The sequence below is a fragment of the Plectonema cf. radiosum LEGE 06105 genome, assembly GCF_015207665.1.
GTDB lineage: Bacteria > Cyanobacteriota > Cyanobacteriia > Cyanobacteriales > Nostocaceae > Rivularia > Rivularia radiosa_A.
In genome coordinates this window covers 1-17,069 of the sequence record NZ_JADEWL010000138.1, presented here as the reverse complement: position 1 = coordinate 17,069, position 17,069 = coordinate 1, and the positions used below count along the sequence as shown (strand labels likewise).

The 17,069-nt window shown below is 39.1% G+C and carries 15 protein-coding genes; 6 read left to right on the top strand and 9 right to left on the bottom strand.

Features of this window, described 5'->3' with window-relative positions; translation table 11 throughout:
• Nucleotides 1–28: 28 nt before the first annotated feature.
• The 4 genes from IQ247_RS26300 to IQ247_RS26285 all read right to left on the bottom strand — a co-directional run bounded on the left by IQ247_RS26300 (nucleotide 29) and on the right by IQ247_RS26285 (nucleotide 5,414).
• Nucleotides 29–526: a hypothetical protein gene (locus tag IQ247_RS26300; protein ID WP_193924493.1), complete on the bottom strand. Its 498-nt coding sequence runs from the start codon at nucleotides 524–526 to the stop codon at nucleotides 29–31.
• 145 nt (nucleotides 527–671) lie between these two features.
• The gene (locus IQ247_RS26295; protein ID WP_193924492.1) at nucleotides 672–1,379 is read right to left on the bottom strand and encodes an FkbM family methyltransferase; all 708 of its coding nucleotides are present in this window, start codon (nucleotides 1,377–1,379) and stop codon (nucleotides 672–674) included.
• A gap of 100 nt (nucleotides 1,380–1,479) precedes the next feature.
• Nucleotides 1,480–5,058: a transcription-repair coupling factor gene (gene mfd / locus IQ247_RS26290; protein WP_193924490.1), complete on the bottom strand. Its 3,579-nt coding sequence runs from the start codon at nucleotides 5,056–5,058 to the stop codon at nucleotides 1,480–1,482.
• 164 nt (nucleotides 5,059–5,222) lie between these two features.
• Nucleotides 5,223–5,414, bottom strand: a complete 192-nt coding sequence (locus IQ247_RS26285) for a hypothetical protein (RefSeq protein ID WP_193924488.1) — start codon at nucleotides 5,412–5,414, stop codon at nucleotides 5,223–5,225.
• 122 nt (nucleotides 5,415–5,536) lie between these two features.
• On the opposite strand from IQ247_RS26285, the gene IQ247_RS26280 reads away from it, so the two are divergent.
• Nucleotides 5,537–6,853, top strand: a complete 1,317-nt coding sequence (locus IQ247_RS26280; protein ID WP_193924486.1) for a hemolysin family protein — start codon at nucleotides 5,537–5,539, stop codon at nucleotides 6,851–6,853.
• 142 nt (nucleotides 6,854–6,995) lie between these two features.
• On the opposite strand, the gene IQ247_RS26275 is transcribed toward IQ247_RS26280, so the two are convergent.
• From IQ247_RS26275 to IQ247_RS26265, 3 genes are all read right to left on the bottom strand, one after another.
• The gene (locus IQ247_RS26275; RefSeq protein WP_193924484.1) at nucleotides 6,996–7,232 is read right to left on the bottom strand and encodes a hypothetical protein; all 237 of its coding nucleotides are present in this window, start codon (nucleotides 7,230–7,232) and stop codon (nucleotides 6,996–6,998) included.
• Nucleotides 7,233–7,552: 320 nt separating this feature from the next.
• Entirely contained in the window at nucleotides 7,553–8,119 is a 567-nt protein-coding gene (locus tag IQ247_RS26270) for a phosphate-starvation-inducible PsiE family protein (protein WP_228060051.1), read from the bottom strand.
• A 104-nt stretch (nucleotides 8,120–8,223) separates the two neighbouring features.
• Complete coding sequence (locus tag IQ247_RS26265) at nucleotides 8,224–9,165, bottom strand: tetratricopeptide repeat protein (RefSeq protein WP_193924482.1); 942 nt, start codon at nucleotides 9,163–9,165, stop codon at nucleotides 8,224–8,226.
• Nucleotides 9,166–9,814: 649 nt separating this feature from the next.
• On the opposite strand from IQ247_RS26265, the gene IQ247_RS26260 reads away from it, so the two are divergent.
• Entirely contained in the window at nucleotides 9,815–10,708 is an 894-nt protein-coding gene (locus IQ247_RS26260; protein ID WP_193924480.1) for a prohibitin family protein, read from the top strand.
• A gap of 186 nt (nucleotides 10,709–10,894) precedes the next feature.
• The gene (locus IQ247_RS26255) at nucleotides 10,895–11,080 is read left to right on the top strand and encodes a DDE transposase family protein (RefSeq protein WP_193924479.1); all 186 of its coding nucleotides are present in this window, start codon (nucleotides 10,895–10,897) and stop codon (nucleotides 11,078–11,080) included.
• A gap of 153 nt (nucleotides 11,081–11,233) precedes the next feature.
• Here IQ247_RS26255 and ctpC read toward each other — a convergent pair whose 3' ends face one another.
• Together ctpC and ispG are read right to left on the bottom strand one after the other, a co-directional pair.
• Nucleotides 11,234–12,520, bottom strand: coding sequence for a carboxyl-terminal processing protease CtpC (gene ctpC / locus IQ247_RS26250; protein ID WP_193924478.1), 1,287 nt, complete (start codon nucleotides 12,518–12,520; stop codon nucleotides 11,234–11,236).
• Nucleotides 12,521–12,691: 171 nt separating this feature from the next.
• Complete coding sequence (ispG, locus tag IQ247_RS26245) at nucleotides 12,692–13,921, bottom strand: (E)-4-hydroxy-3-methylbut-2-enyl-diphosphate synthase (protein WP_193924477.1); 1,230 nt, start codon at nucleotides 13,919–13,921, stop codon at nucleotides 12,692–12,694.
• A 700-nt stretch (nucleotides 13,922–14,621) separates the two neighbouring features.
• On the opposite strand from ispG, the gene IQ247_RS26240 reads away from it, so the two are divergent.
• The 3 genes from IQ247_RS26240 (at nucleotide 14,622) to IQ247_RS26230 (ending at nucleotide 16,920) form a co-directional block, all read left to right on the top strand.
• Nucleotides 14,622–15,083 (top strand): GNAT family N-acetyltransferase, encoded by a 462-nt coding sequence (locus IQ247_RS26240; protein WP_193924476.1) that lies wholly within the window; start codon nucleotides 14,622–14,624, stop codon nucleotides 15,081–15,083.
• A 246-nt stretch (nucleotides 15,084–15,329) separates the two neighbouring features.
• Nucleotides 15,330–15,674 (top strand): hypothetical protein, encoded by a 345-nt coding sequence (locus tag IQ247_RS26235; RefSeq protein ID WP_193924475.1) that lies wholly within the window; start codon nucleotides 15,330–15,332, stop codon nucleotides 15,672–15,674.
• A 247-nt stretch (nucleotides 15,675–15,921) separates the two neighbouring features.
• On the top strand, nucleotides 15,922–16,920 hold the full coding sequence (locus IQ247_RS26230; RefSeq protein WP_193924474.1) for a cysteine hydrolase family protein: 999 nt from the start codon (nucleotides 15,922–15,924) through the stop codon (nucleotides 16,918–16,920).
• Nucleotides 16,921–17,069 lie beyond the last annotated feature (149 nt).

The following is a 17,069-nucleotide window of genomic DNA, read 5'->3' as shown; positions in this document are numbered from 1 at the left end:
CTCCCCATCTCCCCATCTCCCCATCTCCTCATTCGGCTGCATAACCTTGAATATTCTCTGGTTCAAACTGACGTAAGATTCTGGTTGTTTCGCGATTGAGACTTTGGGTACCTTCAACTACAACTATGTATTTACCAGCATTCAAGCGGTTGCGGTAAGGTAAAGCGTCACCACCACCTACAACTAAACCAACTCCTCCACCAACAAAGATGCTACCTAAAGCACCACTACCCGCACCCAATAATCCTCCAATAAAATGATTACCGATAACTCCAGCCCAAGCAAAGGTGTTTAACTCGGTAATTAAACTGAAAGCAAAACCAGCAAAAAAACCGAAGGGTACTAACCAATAAGACATAAACTTGGCTTGCTTCTTAGCTTCTTCTTTGGGATCAATTAAACCAAATTCATCGGCAGATTTATAGCCTCTACCAAGTATGGTACTTTTAATGGCTTTTTTTTCTAAGGCGGTGTAAGCTTCTTCTGCGATTATCCTGTCTGGGAATACTGCAACGAGATAATTCATTTATATAAAAGTTAAGACTAAGAAAAAAATTTTGCTCTAATTAACAGCGTAGCAGTACTGTTGGCATGAATTCTATTTGTGAATTCAATATTACCTATTATCTAATCTTACCTTCTTATGTCATCATTCAAACCGAATCATTGTATTAATCTTTACTTTTAAATAAATAATCTACCTGAGAAGCTCGTTCAAATAAATTGTAATAATCAGCAATATATTTTTCAATTTGTTGAAAACACTTTTCGTCTAAACATTCAATTAACATATATTTTGGGCGATATTTCTCCAAATCCAACCCTTTTAAAGCATTTAATTCAAATCCTTCTACATCCAAGGAAAAAAAGTCAATTTCAGATACATTCACTTCATCTAATATCGAAGTTAAAGTTCTGGCGGGTACTTTAATTGAGTAAGGAGTAAAACCCAACTTTCTGCCAGCTAGGGCTGCGCGTTCGGCTTCTATTTTCTCAGAGTTGAAAGCACCTCGAACCATCGACATTAAATGACCATACATCATTTCAACTTCCGGATCTAAATAATCTGAAGACACCAAAGCACAATTAAACACCTTTGATTTTGGTCTTTCTTTTTTGCATTCTTGATACAGATGGGGAATCGGTTCGATTAAGATTCCTTGCCAATTTCTAAACCGCTCTAAATAATAAGTATTGCTCTCCGAAAAACCGTCATTTGCTCCTACTTCAATAAAAAATCCGTCTTGGGATAGATACTTTTCTATTTTTGCACCAACTCCGCGACGATAGGGACGAGAATAGCGTTCGCTTCCCAGCAATTCAAATAAGTATCGACGGTATTTGATGGTGTTATTTTGGAGAATTTGGGAATTGAACATGGGAGAAAAATAATTGCGTTCAGCTATGCTGTCTCTATTTATTGCAAAGCTAAAACTATTGTAAAACAAAGAATGTAGGCATGAGGGATGGTTACACAATCTAAATCACCGCTGCTTCGGGTACTGCATTCTGCATTTTGGTAAATGCATCGATCAAGGTTTGCAACTGTACGTCTGCTTTCATTACTCCCAACCCCCTCACGGTGACTTTACCGGGTGAATACACAAACCTGCTCATCATATTTTGCGGTAATTTTTCAGCTAATAATTTCCAAGCAGGTTCTTCCATGGGTGTTTCTAATACTATGTGTTGCTTTCCTTCGGGTTTAATCCGACTAAATCCCAAATTCTTCGCTAATTGTTTTAATTCCATAACTCGTAACAACTGATTAGCTGATGCGGGTATAGTTCCGTAGCGATCGTTCCATTCTGCTGCAATTAACGCTAGTTCTGATTTTGATTTAGCTACTGCTACCGCACGATAAGCGCTCATCTTTTGGTCTAAATCGGGAATGTAATCTGCTGGAATCAGGGCTGTCAAGTTCAGATCAATTTGAGTATCGTCAACGGTGGGAATTTCTTGTCCCCGAATTTCGCGGATGGCTTCTTCAAGCATTTCCATATACAAGTCGAAGCCAATCACATTCATTTGTCCGGATTGCTCTGCTCCCAACAAGTTACCAACTCCACGAATTTCCATATCTCGCATTGCTAATTGATAACCAGAACCGAGTTGAGTAAATTCTTGAATCGCTCTCAACCGTTTACGTGCAGCTTCCGATAATGACCGTTGTTTGGGATAAAATAACCATGCATGGGCTTGAATTCCCGCACGTCCCACACGTCCCCGTAATTGATAAAGTTGTGCTAAACCGAATTTATGCGCGTCTTCAATTAAAATCGTGTTGACTCGCGGAATGTCCAAACCAGATTCAATAATTGTCGTACAAACTAAAATATCTGCTTCCCCACTACTAAAAGAAAGCATGATCGATTCTAACTCGCTCGCATCCATCTGACCATGGGCGATCGCAATTCTCGCACTCGGTATCATCTCTCGAATTCCAGCGGATATTTCTTCAATTCCTTCTATCCGGGGAACTACGTAAAATACTTGTCCGCCCCGGTCTAATTCTTGACGAATAGCGGTACGAATAGCTTCGGGATTAATCGGTGAAAGGTGGGTTTTAATTGGTCTTCTAGATGGGGGTGGTGTAGTAATTAAACTCATTTCGCGGATTCCCGATAAGGACATATACAAAGTACGGGGAATTGGTGTAGCGCTCAGAGTCAATACATCTACTTGAGTTTTCAAGGATTTGATTTTTTCTTTTTGATTTACTCCAAACCGCTGTTCTTCATCTACAACTAATAGTCCTAAATCCTTGATTTGTACACCTTTACCTAAAAGTTGATGAGTACCAACAACTATATCTAATTCCCCAGTTGCTAATCGTTTTTGAATATTGCGCTTTTCTTCCGCTGTACGGAAACGGTTGAGCAATCCTACATTAATTGGATACGGTGCAAACCGTTCTTTTAAGGTGTGGTAATGCTGTTGAGTAAGAATAGTAGTTGGTGCAAGTAAAGCAACTTGTTTCCCAGCAGTTACAGCTTTAAAAATTGCTCGAATTGCCACTTCCGTTTTACCAAAACCCACATCACCGCACACCAAACGGTCCATCGGACGCTCGCTTTCCATATCCCGTTTTACATCTTGGGTTGCCTTTAATTGGTCGGTTGTGGGTTGATAGGGAAAGGAATCTTCCATTTCCTCTTGCCAAGGTGAATCCTGGGGATAATTAAAACCAATTTGTTGGGAACGAGCCGAATACAGCCTGAGTAAATCCACAGCCAATTTTTTGACGGCTTTGCGGACTTTATTCTTGGTATTCTCCCAAGCCTTGCCAGTCATGTTATTAAGTTGTGGTGACCCGTTGCCAGTAGTGCGGAAGCGCGATAAAGCACCAACTTGGTCTGCTGCTACCCTTAAGAGTCCGTCTGCATACTTGACAACCAAATAATCGCGGGTTTCGTTGTTCAAAGTTAAACTTTCTAACTTGACAAATTGACCCAAACCATGATTTCTGTGAATTACATAATCTCCCGGACGCAGCTTATTAGGGTCAACTTGTTTAGAAGTAGCTTTGCGACGCTTGCGGACATAACCCGGAGTCGCGAGAGTGTGCTGTCCGTAGAATTCTCGATCGGTGACAACAACCAAGCGATAAGTAGGTAATATAAAACCTTCAAGTTCGGCAAGCCCAGAATATTTCAAGGCAATAGGAACGTGATTAATTTGTAACCTATCGATAGCTTGAAAATCGCGGGGATTGGGAATAAACTGCGCCGGACAATCGTGTTCCTGCAACAACGAAACCGATCGCGAAGGTTGTGCCGAAATTAACCAAACTGCAAAATTGCGTAGGCTCTGCCCGCCGTAGGCATCGCGTTCTCCTCGCAGTGTCTCTGCTAACTTTGCAAAAGCATGAGGTGTTACCGGAATTGAACGAGCCGCAAGGTTAACCCCATCATTCTCCTCAGATAATTCTGATAAATACACAGTTGCAAAATTTGCCACATCCTCCAGACATTCTTCCCAAAATCGGTGAATCTTGGGTAATTCGGCATAGGAAATAGTATTTGGAATTGAGGAATTAGGAATTATTCTTCCCCCCATCTCCCCATCACCTTGTCCCTCCGTCTCCCTCTCTCCCCTTTCCCATTGTTCCTCTGCATTCTCCACCCAACGCAAGCTGTGAGCGTAGCACTGCTCGGATTCATCAATTGCGATTAAAGTATTTTCAGGTAAATAATCTAATAAAGAAGCAGGTTTTTCGTAAGCGATACCCAAAAATCTGCGGGTTCCTTCTAAAAGCCGTCCCGAATCAAATTGTTCTTGTTCTTCTGGTGAAAGATAATCCTCTACAGATGCGACAAATTGCGTCTGTGACATCAAAATCGGCGCAAAACTAGTCGGAGTCAGAATTAGTTGGTCAATTTTATCTAAAGCAGAACGCTGAGTAGACGGATCGAATTCCCGGATTTGCTCAATTTCATCTCCGAACCATTCCAAACGTACTGGTAATTCCGAAGATACGGGAAACACATCCACAATATCACCGCGCCGACTCCAAGTTCCTTCCATTTCTACTAAAGGAACTCGTTCGTATCCCAAAGTTGCCATTTTTTCGGCAAACTTACCCAGGTTAAATTCCATTCCCTTGGCGATATTCAAGCAAAAGGGTTTGAATGCTTCCGGGGGTGGAAGATGAGGCTGTAAGGCTGCGTGAGTGGCGATGACGGCTATTGAAGCAGAGGAATCATCCGATTGGGGAGCCAATTGCATTAAATCAGCGAGAACCTGCATTTGACCCCAAGTCATTTCGGTTTCTGGATCAAATGGTTCGTAGGGGGATGCTTCGGAAGTGGGATAAAAATGTACCGTCTTCCATCCCATTGCTTCTAACTGCGTAGTCCAGCGTCCGGCTTCTTCCAAAGTGGCGCATACCACAAACAAGTGATTCTGGGAACTATTCGCCAAAGCTGAAGCCACCAAACCCTTTGGTAAGCGTGGAATCCCATTTAATCGTAATTGTTTTTGTGTTTTTAACTTAGCAAGAAGTTCGGTGGTGAGAGGGGAACGTCCCAAAGCACGCACGATGGAAGAAAAAGCCATAACGTTTACAAATGAAGTAGCTCTTGAAAACAATTTGCTGCATCCTTACGGATGTTCAGCGCGGCACGAACTGACGCGGATAGCGCGATTAATGAAAATTTACACTCCGGACATTAAACCCTGAATAAAGGTTAAAAATAAACATAACAGACCTTTTTGCTGGATCAATCCAGATATTTTTCCGCAAATTGACCTTTTTCTAAAATACAGGTTAAGAAGTCTTTTTGACGAATATCTACTCTAACTATTTTAGAACCATCAATGGAAAATGTTGTTTTAAAAGTGTTTTTCCCTAGTAAAATTACGACTGACCCAACGGGTAACTTATACGTAGAGTGTGTTCTGTGTTCGGGCATAAATTCCTTAGTCGGAAGAAAATTTATGTATTTAGAGTCTTTTATTTTTACCCCTTGAATGCTAGATACTTAAAAATCAAAACGAGTTATAGTTAGCCGCTTTTTCAACGGCAATTTTAAGAATGTCCCCCAACATCAAATTACTCATAATTTTTCTACTGATTTTTGCTAACGCCATATTCGTCATGTCAGAATTGGCGATAGTCTCCGCTCGTAAAGTCCGCTTGCAACAGCTTGCCAATCAGGGAAACACCAGAGCCAGAACCGCTTTTGAATTAGCTTCTTCTCCTACTCAATTCCTGGGTACCGTTCAAGTGGGAATAACTTTCGTTACCATTATATTTGGTGCTTATGGGGAAGAAGTTATTACCCAAAGAATATATCCAATATTAGATTTTATTCCTTTATATCAAATTGAGTTTGCTCGTGGATTATCAGTATTAATAATTACTTTTTTAGCGATAATTTTGGGTGAACTCGTACCGAAGCGTGTGGCATTAAATAACCCCGAAATTATTGCTTCTATTATCGCTTTACCCATGAAAGGCTTAATTAAAATTGCCTCTCCAATTGTTTTTATTTTAAGTACTTTTACTGATGCAATAGTGCGATTACTAGGCATTAGAGCTTCTACCGGACCGCAAATTACAGAAGAAGAAATTAAAATATTAATCGAACAAGGTACCGAAGAAGGAACCTTTGAAGAAGTAGAACAGGACATGGTTGAGCGAGTTTTTCGTTTGGGCGATCGCCCTGTCAGTTCGTTCATGACACCACGTCCAGAAATCGTCTGGTTAAACTTAGAAGATAGTGCTACGGAAAACCGTGAGAAAATTATTGAAAATGGTTATTCACGGTATCCTGTATGTCAGGAAAACTTGGATAATGTACTGGGAATTATTCCGGTAACTAACTTATTGTCTCGCAGTTTCTGCGGTGAACCCATGGATTTAACTGTCGGATTACGAGAGCCGATATTTGTACCCGAAAGCACCCGTGGATTAAAAGTTTTAGAGTTATTCAAACAAAGCATCAATCATGTGGCTTTGATCGTAGATGACTATGGAGTAATTCAAGGATTGTTAACTCTCAATGATGTATTAATTGAAATTGTCGGCGATCTTCCTTCCGATGAAGATGATCAAGAACAACAAGCAGTACAAAGAGAAGATGGTTCTTGGTTATTAGATGGGATGTTAACTATGGATGAGTTTTTTGAACTTTTTGATATGGAAGAAATCTCATCGGAGTCTCGCGGTAGTTATCAGACATTAGGAGGTTTAGCAATGACTAATTTAGGTCGTATTCCCGCTCCTACAGATAACTTTGAATGGAAAGGAATGCGTTTTGAAATCATGAAAATGGATGGTAATCGTGTCGATCAAATTTTGGTAATACCATTCATTACTGAATCAATTAATTTAGATGAATCGGAATAATTACTATTCGTAATAGCCAATAGGCAAATATTACGAATAGGGATATACAGCATATTTCATCTTTATGAAGCATATTCGGACGGGCAGGGATGCCGATGCCACAAGAGCTTTATAATATAATGCTGTATTTTATCTCAAACAACTACATTTTACCATTTTCCATTACTTGCTGAAGATGACGACGAACTTCTTGGACTTGTTGCATCTCCGTTTGACGTAACTTTTGGAAAAATTCTACACAAGGCTGAGAATCTGCTGCTTGTGCGTCTTTAATGTAAGTATCGTAAGCTTTGATTGCTTCAGCTTTGTTTTGTAATACGCTAAGAAAATCGTACTCAAGATTACTAATCGGTTGAGTGCTTGTGTTAGTTGCGGTCATAAATCTACCCTCCAATTCATTAATTACTTAATTAATTTTTAGCAACTGATTAAAAGATATTCATCTATCAAAAAGGGTAGGATTGAATACATACTTACTGTAGAAGATTCAATATAACCTATGACCTATAACCTATGACCTATGACCTATAACCTATAACCTATTACCTATTACCTATTACCTATTACCTATAACCTATAACCTATAACCTATAACCTATAACCTATAACCTATAACCTATAACCTATAACCTATTACCCGAAAAAATAAAAGAAACCCGTTTGTTGCGGGTTTTGATCGAATTAAAATATTGATTGAGGCTAAGTCTTAACTTGCCTAGTATCGCGATCGCGATTTGATGAAGTTCTTCCTTGGGTACATTGTCCAGAAGATTGTTGGTTTTCTTCACCGTAGATAAAAGGACAATATTTTGTATTTGCGCTTATACAATCCATGTGCGGAGTTTTAGCGCAAATCAATAGTAGTACACCTAAAATTATTAATAAACCACAAATAGACGCGACTTGAATCCCTGAAATTTCTAAAGCACCATGAACAATCACTTCTCGCAGTAAAGATACAATTGTTACTTCTACAGCAACTCCAACCGCAATGCTATGCTCTTGTAAATACACCATCAGTAGTCGAAATAACTCGACTAAAATTAAAATAAATAGCATTTGTGCAGTAATTTGCTGATAATTAAAGGAATACAAAATATCGTTAAATATTCCCCATAACTTGATTACCATCACAGCAAACAAACAAAAACATAGAGCGATGACAATTATGTCACAAAAAGTCTCCATGTTACTGACTATCCTATGCCTATCTAACCAACGATTCCACAATAGAAATTGGCTTCTGGGACGTTTTTTCACGAACATAAACATTAATTTTCAAGTGAACTACAGACCACACCAGCCATTATTTAAGCAATTCTTTTATTGTGACGTGAGTTAGAGCAATTAGCAGCAGTATTGACAACTTTTTATCGAGGTATTTGATAAGTTAAATTCTGTGCTTGCTGCATTAATTGTTCAGCACTATTTGCCCACTGAGGATTATTTTGTGCTAAAAATAAATCTCTCGCAAATTGTAATACACGCATAGCATCTGGATATTGTTTTAATTGTATAAATGCCAATCCCGCACCGTAATAAGCACTGGGATAATTGGGGTTAGCATCGGCAGCTTTTCTAAATGCTTCTAAAGCTTGTTCGTGTTTCCCTTGGGTATATAAAATTGAGCCAATATTGTAATGTGCTTCGGGATATTTCGGATTGATTTTTACTGCTTCATTAAAAGCCTTGATTGCTGGTTTTAATTTGCGTTCTTGTAGATAACATAATCCAATTTGATAAGCTGGTTCTGGTGCTTTTTCACTATATTTCATTGCCTTTCGGAATGAATTTACTGCTTTGTTACAATCTTCTTTCTGCTGGTACAATAAACCTAAATTGTAATGAGCAACTCCTAATTTGGCATCGATTTCTAAAGCTCGCTGTAAATAACTTTCAGCTTGAACAAAATTATTTCCTTCCAACAACGAACCACCTAAATTTGCATAAGCTAGAGCAAACTTAGGATCAACTTGGGTTGCTCGATAAAAAGCATCGGCTGCTGGTTGTAATTGTCCTGTCTGTCGCAACGCTAATCCTAAATTATAATGTGCAGGTGCTAAAGATGGTTCTAGTTGAATTGCTTGATTAAAAGCTGCGATCGCATCTTCGACTCTTCCCATCTGAATCAACTGCAAACCCTGACTCAAATGAGTTGTAGCAGTTTCACGAGCGTATTGCGCTAGCTTTTCCGGAACAGGATCAAAGGGATATAGCTCGACTTCCTTCGCTTTAGCGGGAGCGATGCTCGCACTTAATAATATTGCACTCAAAAATGCAGTTAGTCGATGTTTATACAGTAGTTTTTTCATGGGTATTCTCCCGAATAACGTTTTGTCTGAGGCTTCTACTCGCCAAAACTAAATTTGTTTGCGAAATGTTTAATCTTATATAGAAATGTTCTATTTATTACCTAAGCTTAGAAAAATTTTACAAGAAAATACCATAAAGTTGATCGTAATCGGATTAATGTTCACTTATTGATCGGATTTGTTAGCGATCGCTTTGGACTTGGAAAAAAGAAATCAAACGTCAACCCTGAATTATTTCGTTTAACCATTTGCCAGGAGTTTTGTCAATAGTGCTTTAGATTGATTTATCTTGATGTTGATTAATTTTTGTAACAATTGCTGATACTTTTCGATAAATTTTAAGGTGTATTGTCTTAGAAGGCAACATAATTGTCGTAGTCTTGTCGTTTCAGCAATTTTTGATTTTTGAATTAAACGAAGGAAACAAGTAGATAGATAGGAGTAATTTAAAATTATTAAAGAAAAATTTACTTGATTTTGAATTGTAATATATTCGTTGACTGTAGGTGAATATGAATTTATTTCTGAAACAATTTATTAATTGATAATTCTTTTTTAAAGACTAATTAAAGCCTAAACTCAGATTCATAAAAATATAAACAGGAGCAGATATTTATATAGTAGTTGATGAATTATTTCCAACAATATTATGGGCTTTATTTTTTCTCTGTTAACTAGTTTAATTGCAACTCTTGTTTATTTAAACTCCGGTAAATTATCTAACGAAAGAAATCGTTTAGCGGTACGTGTAGTAGCTGCATTGATTGGTATAATTGCAGTGTATGCTTGTATTTCTAGAGCTTTAGTAATTGTTCCTCCAGGTAATATTGGAGTTGCAAATTTATTCGGTAGGGTTGCGGATAACAGTCTTAATCCCGGAATGAATTTAGTCAACCCTTTTGCTAAAGTGCTGAATTTTTCGACTCGGTTAAAAGATATTAAAGAAAATGTAGATTCAAGTTCTCAAGAAGGTTTAAACTTGAATATTGATGTTAGCTTGCAATACAAAATTGACCCACAAAAAGTCACAACGGTCTATAAAACAATTGGAACCAGTGAAACTCAATTCATAATTTCTCGATTTCGTTCTACTATCCGTTCTATAATTGCTCAATATCCAGCGAACGATATTTATTCCAATAAACGTCAAGAAGTTGCCAATAAAATAAATGAACAACTTACCCAAGAATTATTACCTCTAGGTTTCGTAGTCGAAAAAGCTTTGTTACGAAATGTCCAAATGCCGGATACAATTCAAGCAGCAATTCAAGAAAAGCTCAAAGCTGAACAAGAAAACCAGCAAATGAAGTTTATTTTAGAAAAACAACGTCAAGAAGCTGAACGCAAACGGATTGAAGCCAAAGGTATTGCGGATTCTCAGAAAATTATATCTGATGGACTAACCAGTCAAATATTGCAATTGCGGACAATCGAAGCAACCGAAAAACTTGCTCAATCTCCCAACTCGAAAATTATTGTTGTTGGTTCCGGTAAAGGTGAACTACCTATTTTATTACAGGAACCAGCAACTACAAAGCCTTAAAATTTTGTTGGGTAAGAAGTCGGGTTTTTATTGATATTTAAGGTTAAAAAACCCGACTTAGAAAATGTAGATCCCCGACTTCTTCAAAAAATCGGGCATCTGAACACGATGATTTCTCACAAATAAAATAGGATTGCTATATTTAAGGTAAAAACCCGACTTCTTAATGGTTCGTTTATTTAATTTATGCAATTATCACAATCTTGGTATATTGTCAAGCAACCAACCGGAAATTGCAAAATCGTCTCCAGCGAAGAAGCATCCGGAGACGATACAGAGATTACAGAGAAGTGGGGACCTTTCAGTTCCAAAGAAGAAGCCATAGCCCGTCGTATAGGATTAATTAGAACCGGGAAATGTCAACCGATGTGAAAAGTTAGGAGCAATAAATGATAACTCATAACTTACAGTTCTTGATTAGGAACCGAGTAATAACACTCCGAACTCCTAACTCCCGTACAGACGTAGCAGTGCTACGTCTCTACAACAACTCTCAACTTTTAACTCCTAACTCCTAATTCCTAACTAATTTTTCCCTGCTCTGGTATTGCCTTGGGCAGCAATTGTTTTCCTTAACTCTTCCACGGCTTTAGCAAATTGAGGATCTTGTAAGGTGGCTAGTTTCTCGCGCTCCTTAAGCCACAAATTCTGTCGCTGTTCCTCATTCAAATCGACCTTCACATCTGGTTTAATCCCTAATTTGTTAATATCTGTACCGCTAGGGGTTTGATATTTAGCAATCGTGACTGCAACTCCGGAACCGTCATCAAGGGGACGAACTGACTGCACTAAACCTTTGCCAAAAGTTTTACTACCTACCAAAACAGCACGTTTATTATCCTGCAACGCACCCGAAAGAATTTCACTAGCGCTTGCACTTCCTTGATCCACCAAAACGACTAAGGGTTTCTCGGTAAGGGAGCGTCCGTTTGCTGTTTCTTTCTCAACTAACCCCTTGCGGTCAATTGTGGAAACAATAGTGCCATCTTTGAGCCACATCCTGGCAATTTCGATACTAGAGAACAACAAACCACCTGGATTATTACGCAAATCTAATACGTATCCATCAACGTTCTTCTTCTCTAAAGTTCTAATAGCTTCGCGCATTTCTTTTGAAGCATTAGCGCTAAACTGCTTGAGACGAATGTAGCCAATATTGCCCGCAGGAGTTTGTTTTTGGGAATATTCGACCGGATGAATTTCGATTTTCGCTCGCGTAATTAAATAGTCTGTTTCTTTCCCATTACGAGAAATGGTTAACCGAACTTTACTTCCGGGTTGACCTCGAATTAAAGTTACGGCTTGGTTAGTATCCATCCCCTTGGTGCTTTTACCATCAATTTTGGTAATCACATCTTTTGCCAAAATACCAGCTTTAAATGCTGGGGTATCTTCCAATGGTGCAATGACAGTCAACTTCTTAGTTTCTTCATCAAGACCAATGGTAATACCAACACCAGTCAATTCCCCAGAAGTATCCACCTGCATATTCTGGAATTCTTTGGGGTCCATGAACCGGGTATAGGGGTCATCTAGCTTTTTGAGCATTTCCCGGATCGATTTGTAGGCTTGCTCTTTGTCCGTGTAGGACTTATCCAAGTACTCACGACGAACAGCCTGCCAATCTACCTGATTAAATGTACCATCTACGTATTGGCGGTAAATAATTTGCCATACTTCATCTACTATCTCTTTGGGACTTTCTTTAAATAAGGCTTGTCCTTGTGAATGGATGCCCAAACCCGCGACAGCAATCGTTGAAAGCGTCACGGCTGTAGCACCTAAAACAAGTCCACTTCTAGTAATCACCATATTACAGCTGTGCCAGACTGAATTTACATAGTCAGTATGCTCAATCTAACACAGCCTACTACTGTACAGACCGAGCATAATTTGTTATTTCGATAAATTTTTCACTTAATCCGGCTAGCTTTGCACAATAGCGCAAAACTAGCAACATTTTTTGGCGAAGTTTTTGGTTTTTTAAGATGGTTCTACCCAACGTCCATCGCCTTTGATCAAGTTTATCAACTCTTCTACACCTTGATCTTGAGGAACCTTCTTAATTTCCTCTCTCCCCCTGTAAAGTGAGATGTAACCGGGAGTCTTGCCAACATAACCATAATCCGCATCAGCCATTTCTCCGGGACCATTGACAATGCAACCCATAACTGCAATATCCAATCCCGTGAGATGATTAGTTGCTTGGCGGACTTTGTGTAACACTTCTTCTAAATTAAACAAAGTGCGACCGCAGGAAGGACAAGCGACATATTCCACCATGGTTTTCCGCAATCCCAAAGCCTGCAAAATACTATAGCAAACGGGAATTTCTTTTTCTGGTGCCTCGGTCAAAGATACGCGAATTGTATCGCCAATACCGTCAGCGAGCAAGGTCGCGATGCCAGCAGTAGACTTAATTCGTCCGTATTCTCCATCTCCGGCTTCCGTAACCCCCAAATGCAAGGGATAATTCATACCCTCAGCATCCATCCGTTGTGCCATTAACCGATATGCAGCCAACATTACCGGCACTCGCGAAGCTTTCAGTGAAATTACGATATTGTGAAAATCCAAGGATTCGCAAATGCGAATAAATTCCAGCGCCGATTCTACCATCCCTTCTGGAGTATCTCCATAAGTAAACAGCATTCTTTCGGCAAGGGAACCGTGATTAACCCCGATTCGCATCGCTTTTCCTTGATCGCGCAGTGAAATTACCAAAGGTTTGAGAGTGTCGGCAATTTTCTCGCCAATTTCGTCAAATTCAGTGGTTGTATATTCGGTTCTATTCAAATCGGGTTTTTCAAATACGTACAACCCCGGATTAATCCGTACCTTTTCAATATGCTTGGCAACTTCCAAAGCAATTTTCATGCCGTTGTGATGTACATCGGCAACAATTGGTACATCTTGGTAAGTTTGCTTTAACTTTTGTTTAATTTCAGATAAAGCTTTAGCATGAGCCATACTCGGTACGGTAACTCGGACAATTTCGCAGCCGATTTCATGCAAGCGACGAATAGCCGCTACCGAACCGGCAATATCCAAAGTATCCTCATTAATCATCGACTGTACCACTACGGGATAGCCTCCCCCAATGGTGACATCTCCGACCTTTACAGGACGGGTTCTGCGCCGCTGAATAGTAGTTTCAAAAGCGGGGGTAGTAGACGCGATATTAGTAGTTGTTGGTGTTGGCAGGGTTTGCATAACCTGTTTAAGTAAAATTCTGTAGCGAAGATATCAACTTTTCAAACATTCTGTTCTTCAGATTGCCATAATTAACGCTATTTAGATATTAATTTTCTTGGAAAAAAGCTAATAATTAGTATAAAGCAGCTTTATAAACCTAGTCTATTGGGCAATTACATACGTATAAATAGGGTTTGCTCAAAAAGTCTTATGATAACCTTTCACAGAGGCAAGGGGGCAGGAGAAAAATTCGATCTGACTTTTTGGCTTTGATAGATTGGGCATTAGTCCTATTCATCGGACTTTCGCTTAAGAGCGGGGGTTTACAACCCCCGGCGGGTTGCGGTTAAAACCAGTCATATTTAATCGGACAGACCACTAGTAGTCTATTTCATTAGTTATGCGGGGTTGTAGAGACGCGAAATTTCGCGTCTCTACATGGTTTCGCGGATAAATGAACCCGTCAGAATAAATGAAAAAGACCACTAGTACTCCGCTACATAAGTTATGAGGGGCTAAGATGCCTCTTGGTAGGTTGGGTGTCGCTGCGCGCAACCCAACATCAGCGTTGGGCTTCACTCCGTTTTGCTTCGCAACGCTTGCGCGAACAGCCCAACCTACAATATTACATTAATTACCCATCAAAATTAATGGGACAGACCACTAGCATTGATTTGTATTAAGTTACTCTTCCTTGCACTCAATTGAAAAAATAAATATGAAAAACAAACCAATTAAAATTACACCAATAAAGCAACATCAAATTGATCAAGTAAAGCAAGTAGTAATTACAGTATCTTTGGAAATTTGGAATGGTTTATTAAACGAAGATGATTTAAAACGCTACGATTCCATGTCGGATATCGACAACGTACAATTCCATTATTTTGAGAACAACGGTACATTCTTGGTATTGCTAGAGGAAAGCCGAGTTGTAGGTACCGGAGCCATCCGAAAGCTTGATGATGAAATCTGTGAATTAAAGCGGATGTGGTTTCTCAAAGAGTATCGAGGAAAAGGTTATGGTTGGCAAATGGTTCAAATATTGTTTAATTTTGCAAAACAAGCGGGATACCAGAAAGTTCGGCTTGATTTAGCACGGGAAGAACATCAAACACAAGCTGTTAAATTTTATAGAAAACTTGGGTTTTACCCAATTGAAAGATATAACGATAAGTAGGTTGGTGTTGAAAATTGTCGTTATGACAAGGCAGGAGGCAGAGGGCAGAAGGCAGGAGGGAAGAGGTTTTTAGCTAAATTTATGTTTCGTTACATACTTTGGTTTTTTACTGCCTACCTATTTAGTCCGTGTGAGGTGTTTATGGAAAAGTTGCTTGGGTAAATTGATTATTTAATCAGTGGGTAAAAAGATAAAAATAAGTAAAATTATAATAATTATCGCAAATATAGCAAAAGAGGTTTTAATATGCCAAAAATTACTTTAGAAGTATCTGAAGAACTTTCTCAACAATTAGCAATATTAGGTGACGATCGCCTTCTAGAATTACTAACTTTGAGCCTTCAGCAACCACCGTTAGCAGCTCATACTTATCGCTACATTTTAGATTTTCTGACGACTAATCCTACTCCAGAAGAAATCGCTAATTTTCGTCCCACACCTGAAATGCAAACACGTTTGCGCCTTCTTTTAGAACGTAGTAAAGCTGGTGATATAACCGAGCAAGAAATTATGGAGCTTAATGAATACGAGCGGATTGAGCATTTAGTAATTATGCTCAAGGCAGGTAATTTAAAGAATATTAAAAACTAATACTCCCTTCCCGGCAGAAGATTACCGATAAAAAAAACCGCCCCAGACGCAGAGAACACAAAGGAAAGAGATGAAGAGAAATAGGTAATTTTCCAGCGGGATAGGAGTAATGACCTATATTAGTGCTGCTCTCCGTCGTCAGGTTGAAGAATCAAATAATATTGGTTTTTAAACAGTTAATCTTCTGCCGGGAAATGAGTAATACCCATAATAATTAATATATTGTCAACGATACCAAATAATAAAAATGAATACCCAACTTCCCATCCCCCCTCATTTCAACCTTGCAAAAGTTGGCGAAATCTGGCGAGTACCTTACCAACAACGTGCTAACGAGGCACAAGCATGGGCAAAAAAACACAATATCAAGCCAGCATCACAAGATAAAAGCCGGGTTTGTCTCCTATTAATCGATGTTCAAAATACTTTTTGTATACCCGAATTTGAATTATTTGTAGGTGGCAAGTCGGGCAAAGGTGCCATTGAAGATAATGTACGTCTGTGTGAATTTATTTATCGTAACTTGGGTGAAATTACGACAATCATTCCGACGATGGATACCCATACTGCCATGCAAATTTTTCATCCGGTATTTTGGGTAAATTCCGCAGGGGAACATCCGATTCCTTCAGCTACCAAGATTACTCCAGATGATATTGATCAAGGTAATTGGAAGGTTAATCCAGCAGTAAGTTACAGTTTGGGATATGAATACGAATTTTTAGAAAAACACGCTTATAACTACGTTAAGAAACTCACCGACAACGGGAAATATCCCCTCACCGTTTGGTCGTATCATTCCATGTTAGGGGGAATTGGTCATGCTTTAGTTTCGGCTGTGGAGGAAGCAATATTTTTTCACTCTATTGCTCGTAACTCTCAAGCTCAATTTGAAATTAAGGGGAATAATCCTTTAACTGAAAATTATTCTGTATTAAGTCCAGAAGTATTAGAAAGTTTTGATAACCGTCCCATTGCTCAAAAAAATACCCGCTTAATTAAACAACTTCTAGACTTTGATCGAGTTATTATTGCCGGACAAGCAAAAAGTCACTGTGTAGCTTGGACAATTGACGATTTATTAACAGATATTAAGCAAATAGATATTAATCTTGCCCAAAAAATTTATCTCCTCGAAGATTGCACATCCCCCGTGGTAATACCCGGAATTGTGGATTACAGTCAACAAGCCGACGCTGCATATCAGAGGTTTGTAGATGCGGGAATGAAGTTAGTGAGGAGTTAGGAGTTAGGAGTTAGGAGTTAGGAGTTAGGAGTTAGTTGACAGTTGACAGTTGACAGTTTTTATTTATTTCTCCCCATCTCCCCATCCCCCCCTTCGGGTTGCGCCACTTCTCTCAACGCGGGGAACCCGCGCACGAGAGTGGCTTACCA

What these genes read in the sequence shown, in the direction of transcription:
- IQ247_RS26275 (WP_193924484.1), bottom strand. Translation starts at nt 7,232, where the DNA reads ATGACCGCAACTAACACAAGCACTCAACCGATTAGTAATCTTGAGTAC.
- IQ247_RS26285 (WP_193924488.1), bottom strand. Translation starts at nt 5,414, where the DNA reads ATGCCCGAACACAGAACACACTCTACGTATAAGTTACCCGTTGGGTCA.
- IQ247_RS26255 (WP_193924479.1), top strand. Translation starts at nt 10,895, where the DNA reads ATGCAATTATCACAATCTTGGTATATTGTCAAGCAACCAACCGGAAAT.
- IQ247_RS26300 (WP_193924493.1), bottom strand. Translation starts at nt 526, where the DNA reads ATGAATTATCTCGTTGCAGTATTCCCAGACAGGATAATCGCAGAAGAA.
- IQ247_RS26295 (WP_193924492.1), bottom strand. Translation starts at nt 1,379, where the DNA reads ATGTTCAATTCCCAAATTCTCCAAAATAACACCATCAAATACCGTCGA.
- IQ247_RS26230 (WP_193924474.1), top strand. Translation starts at nt 15,922, where the DNA reads ATGAATACCCAACTTCCCATCCCCCCTCATTTCAACCTTGCAAAAGTT.
- ispG (WP_193924477.1), bottom strand. Translation starts at nt 13,921, where the DNA reads ATGCAAACCCTGCCAACACCAACAACTACTAATATCGCGTCTACTACC.
- ctpC (WP_193924478.1), bottom strand. Translation starts at nt 12,520, where the DNA reads ATGGTGATTACTAGAAGTGGACTTGTTTTAGGTGCTACAGCCGTGACG.
- IQ247_RS26235 (WP_193924475.1), top strand. Translation starts at nt 15,330, where the DNA reads ATGCCAAAAATTACTTTAGAAGTATCTGAAGAACTTTCTCAACAATTA.
- IQ247_RS26240 (WP_193924476.1), top strand. Translation starts at nt 14,622, where the DNA reads ATGAAAAACAAACCAATTAAAATTACACCAATAAAGCAACATCAAATT.
- IQ247_RS26260 (WP_193924480.1), top strand. Translation starts at nt 9,815, where the DNA reads ATGGGCTTTATTTTTTCTCTGTTAACTAGTTTAATTGCAACTCTTGTT.
- IQ247_RS26270 (WP_228060051.1), bottom strand. Translation starts at nt 8,119, where the DNA reads ATGTTCGTGAAAAAACGTCCCAGAAGCCAATTTCTATTGTGGAATCGT.
- IQ247_RS26280 (WP_193924486.1), top strand. Translation starts at nt 5,537, where the DNA reads ATGTCCCCCAACATCAAATTACTCATAATTTTTCTACTGATTTTTGCT.
- IQ247_RS26265 (WP_193924482.1), bottom strand. Translation starts at nt 9,165, where the DNA reads ATGAAAAAACTACTGTATAAACATCGACTAACTGCATTTTTGAGTGCA.
- mfd (WP_193924490.1), bottom strand. Translation starts at nt 5,058, where the DNA reads ATGGCTTTTTCTTCCATCGTGCGTGCTTTGGGACGTTCCCCTCTCACC.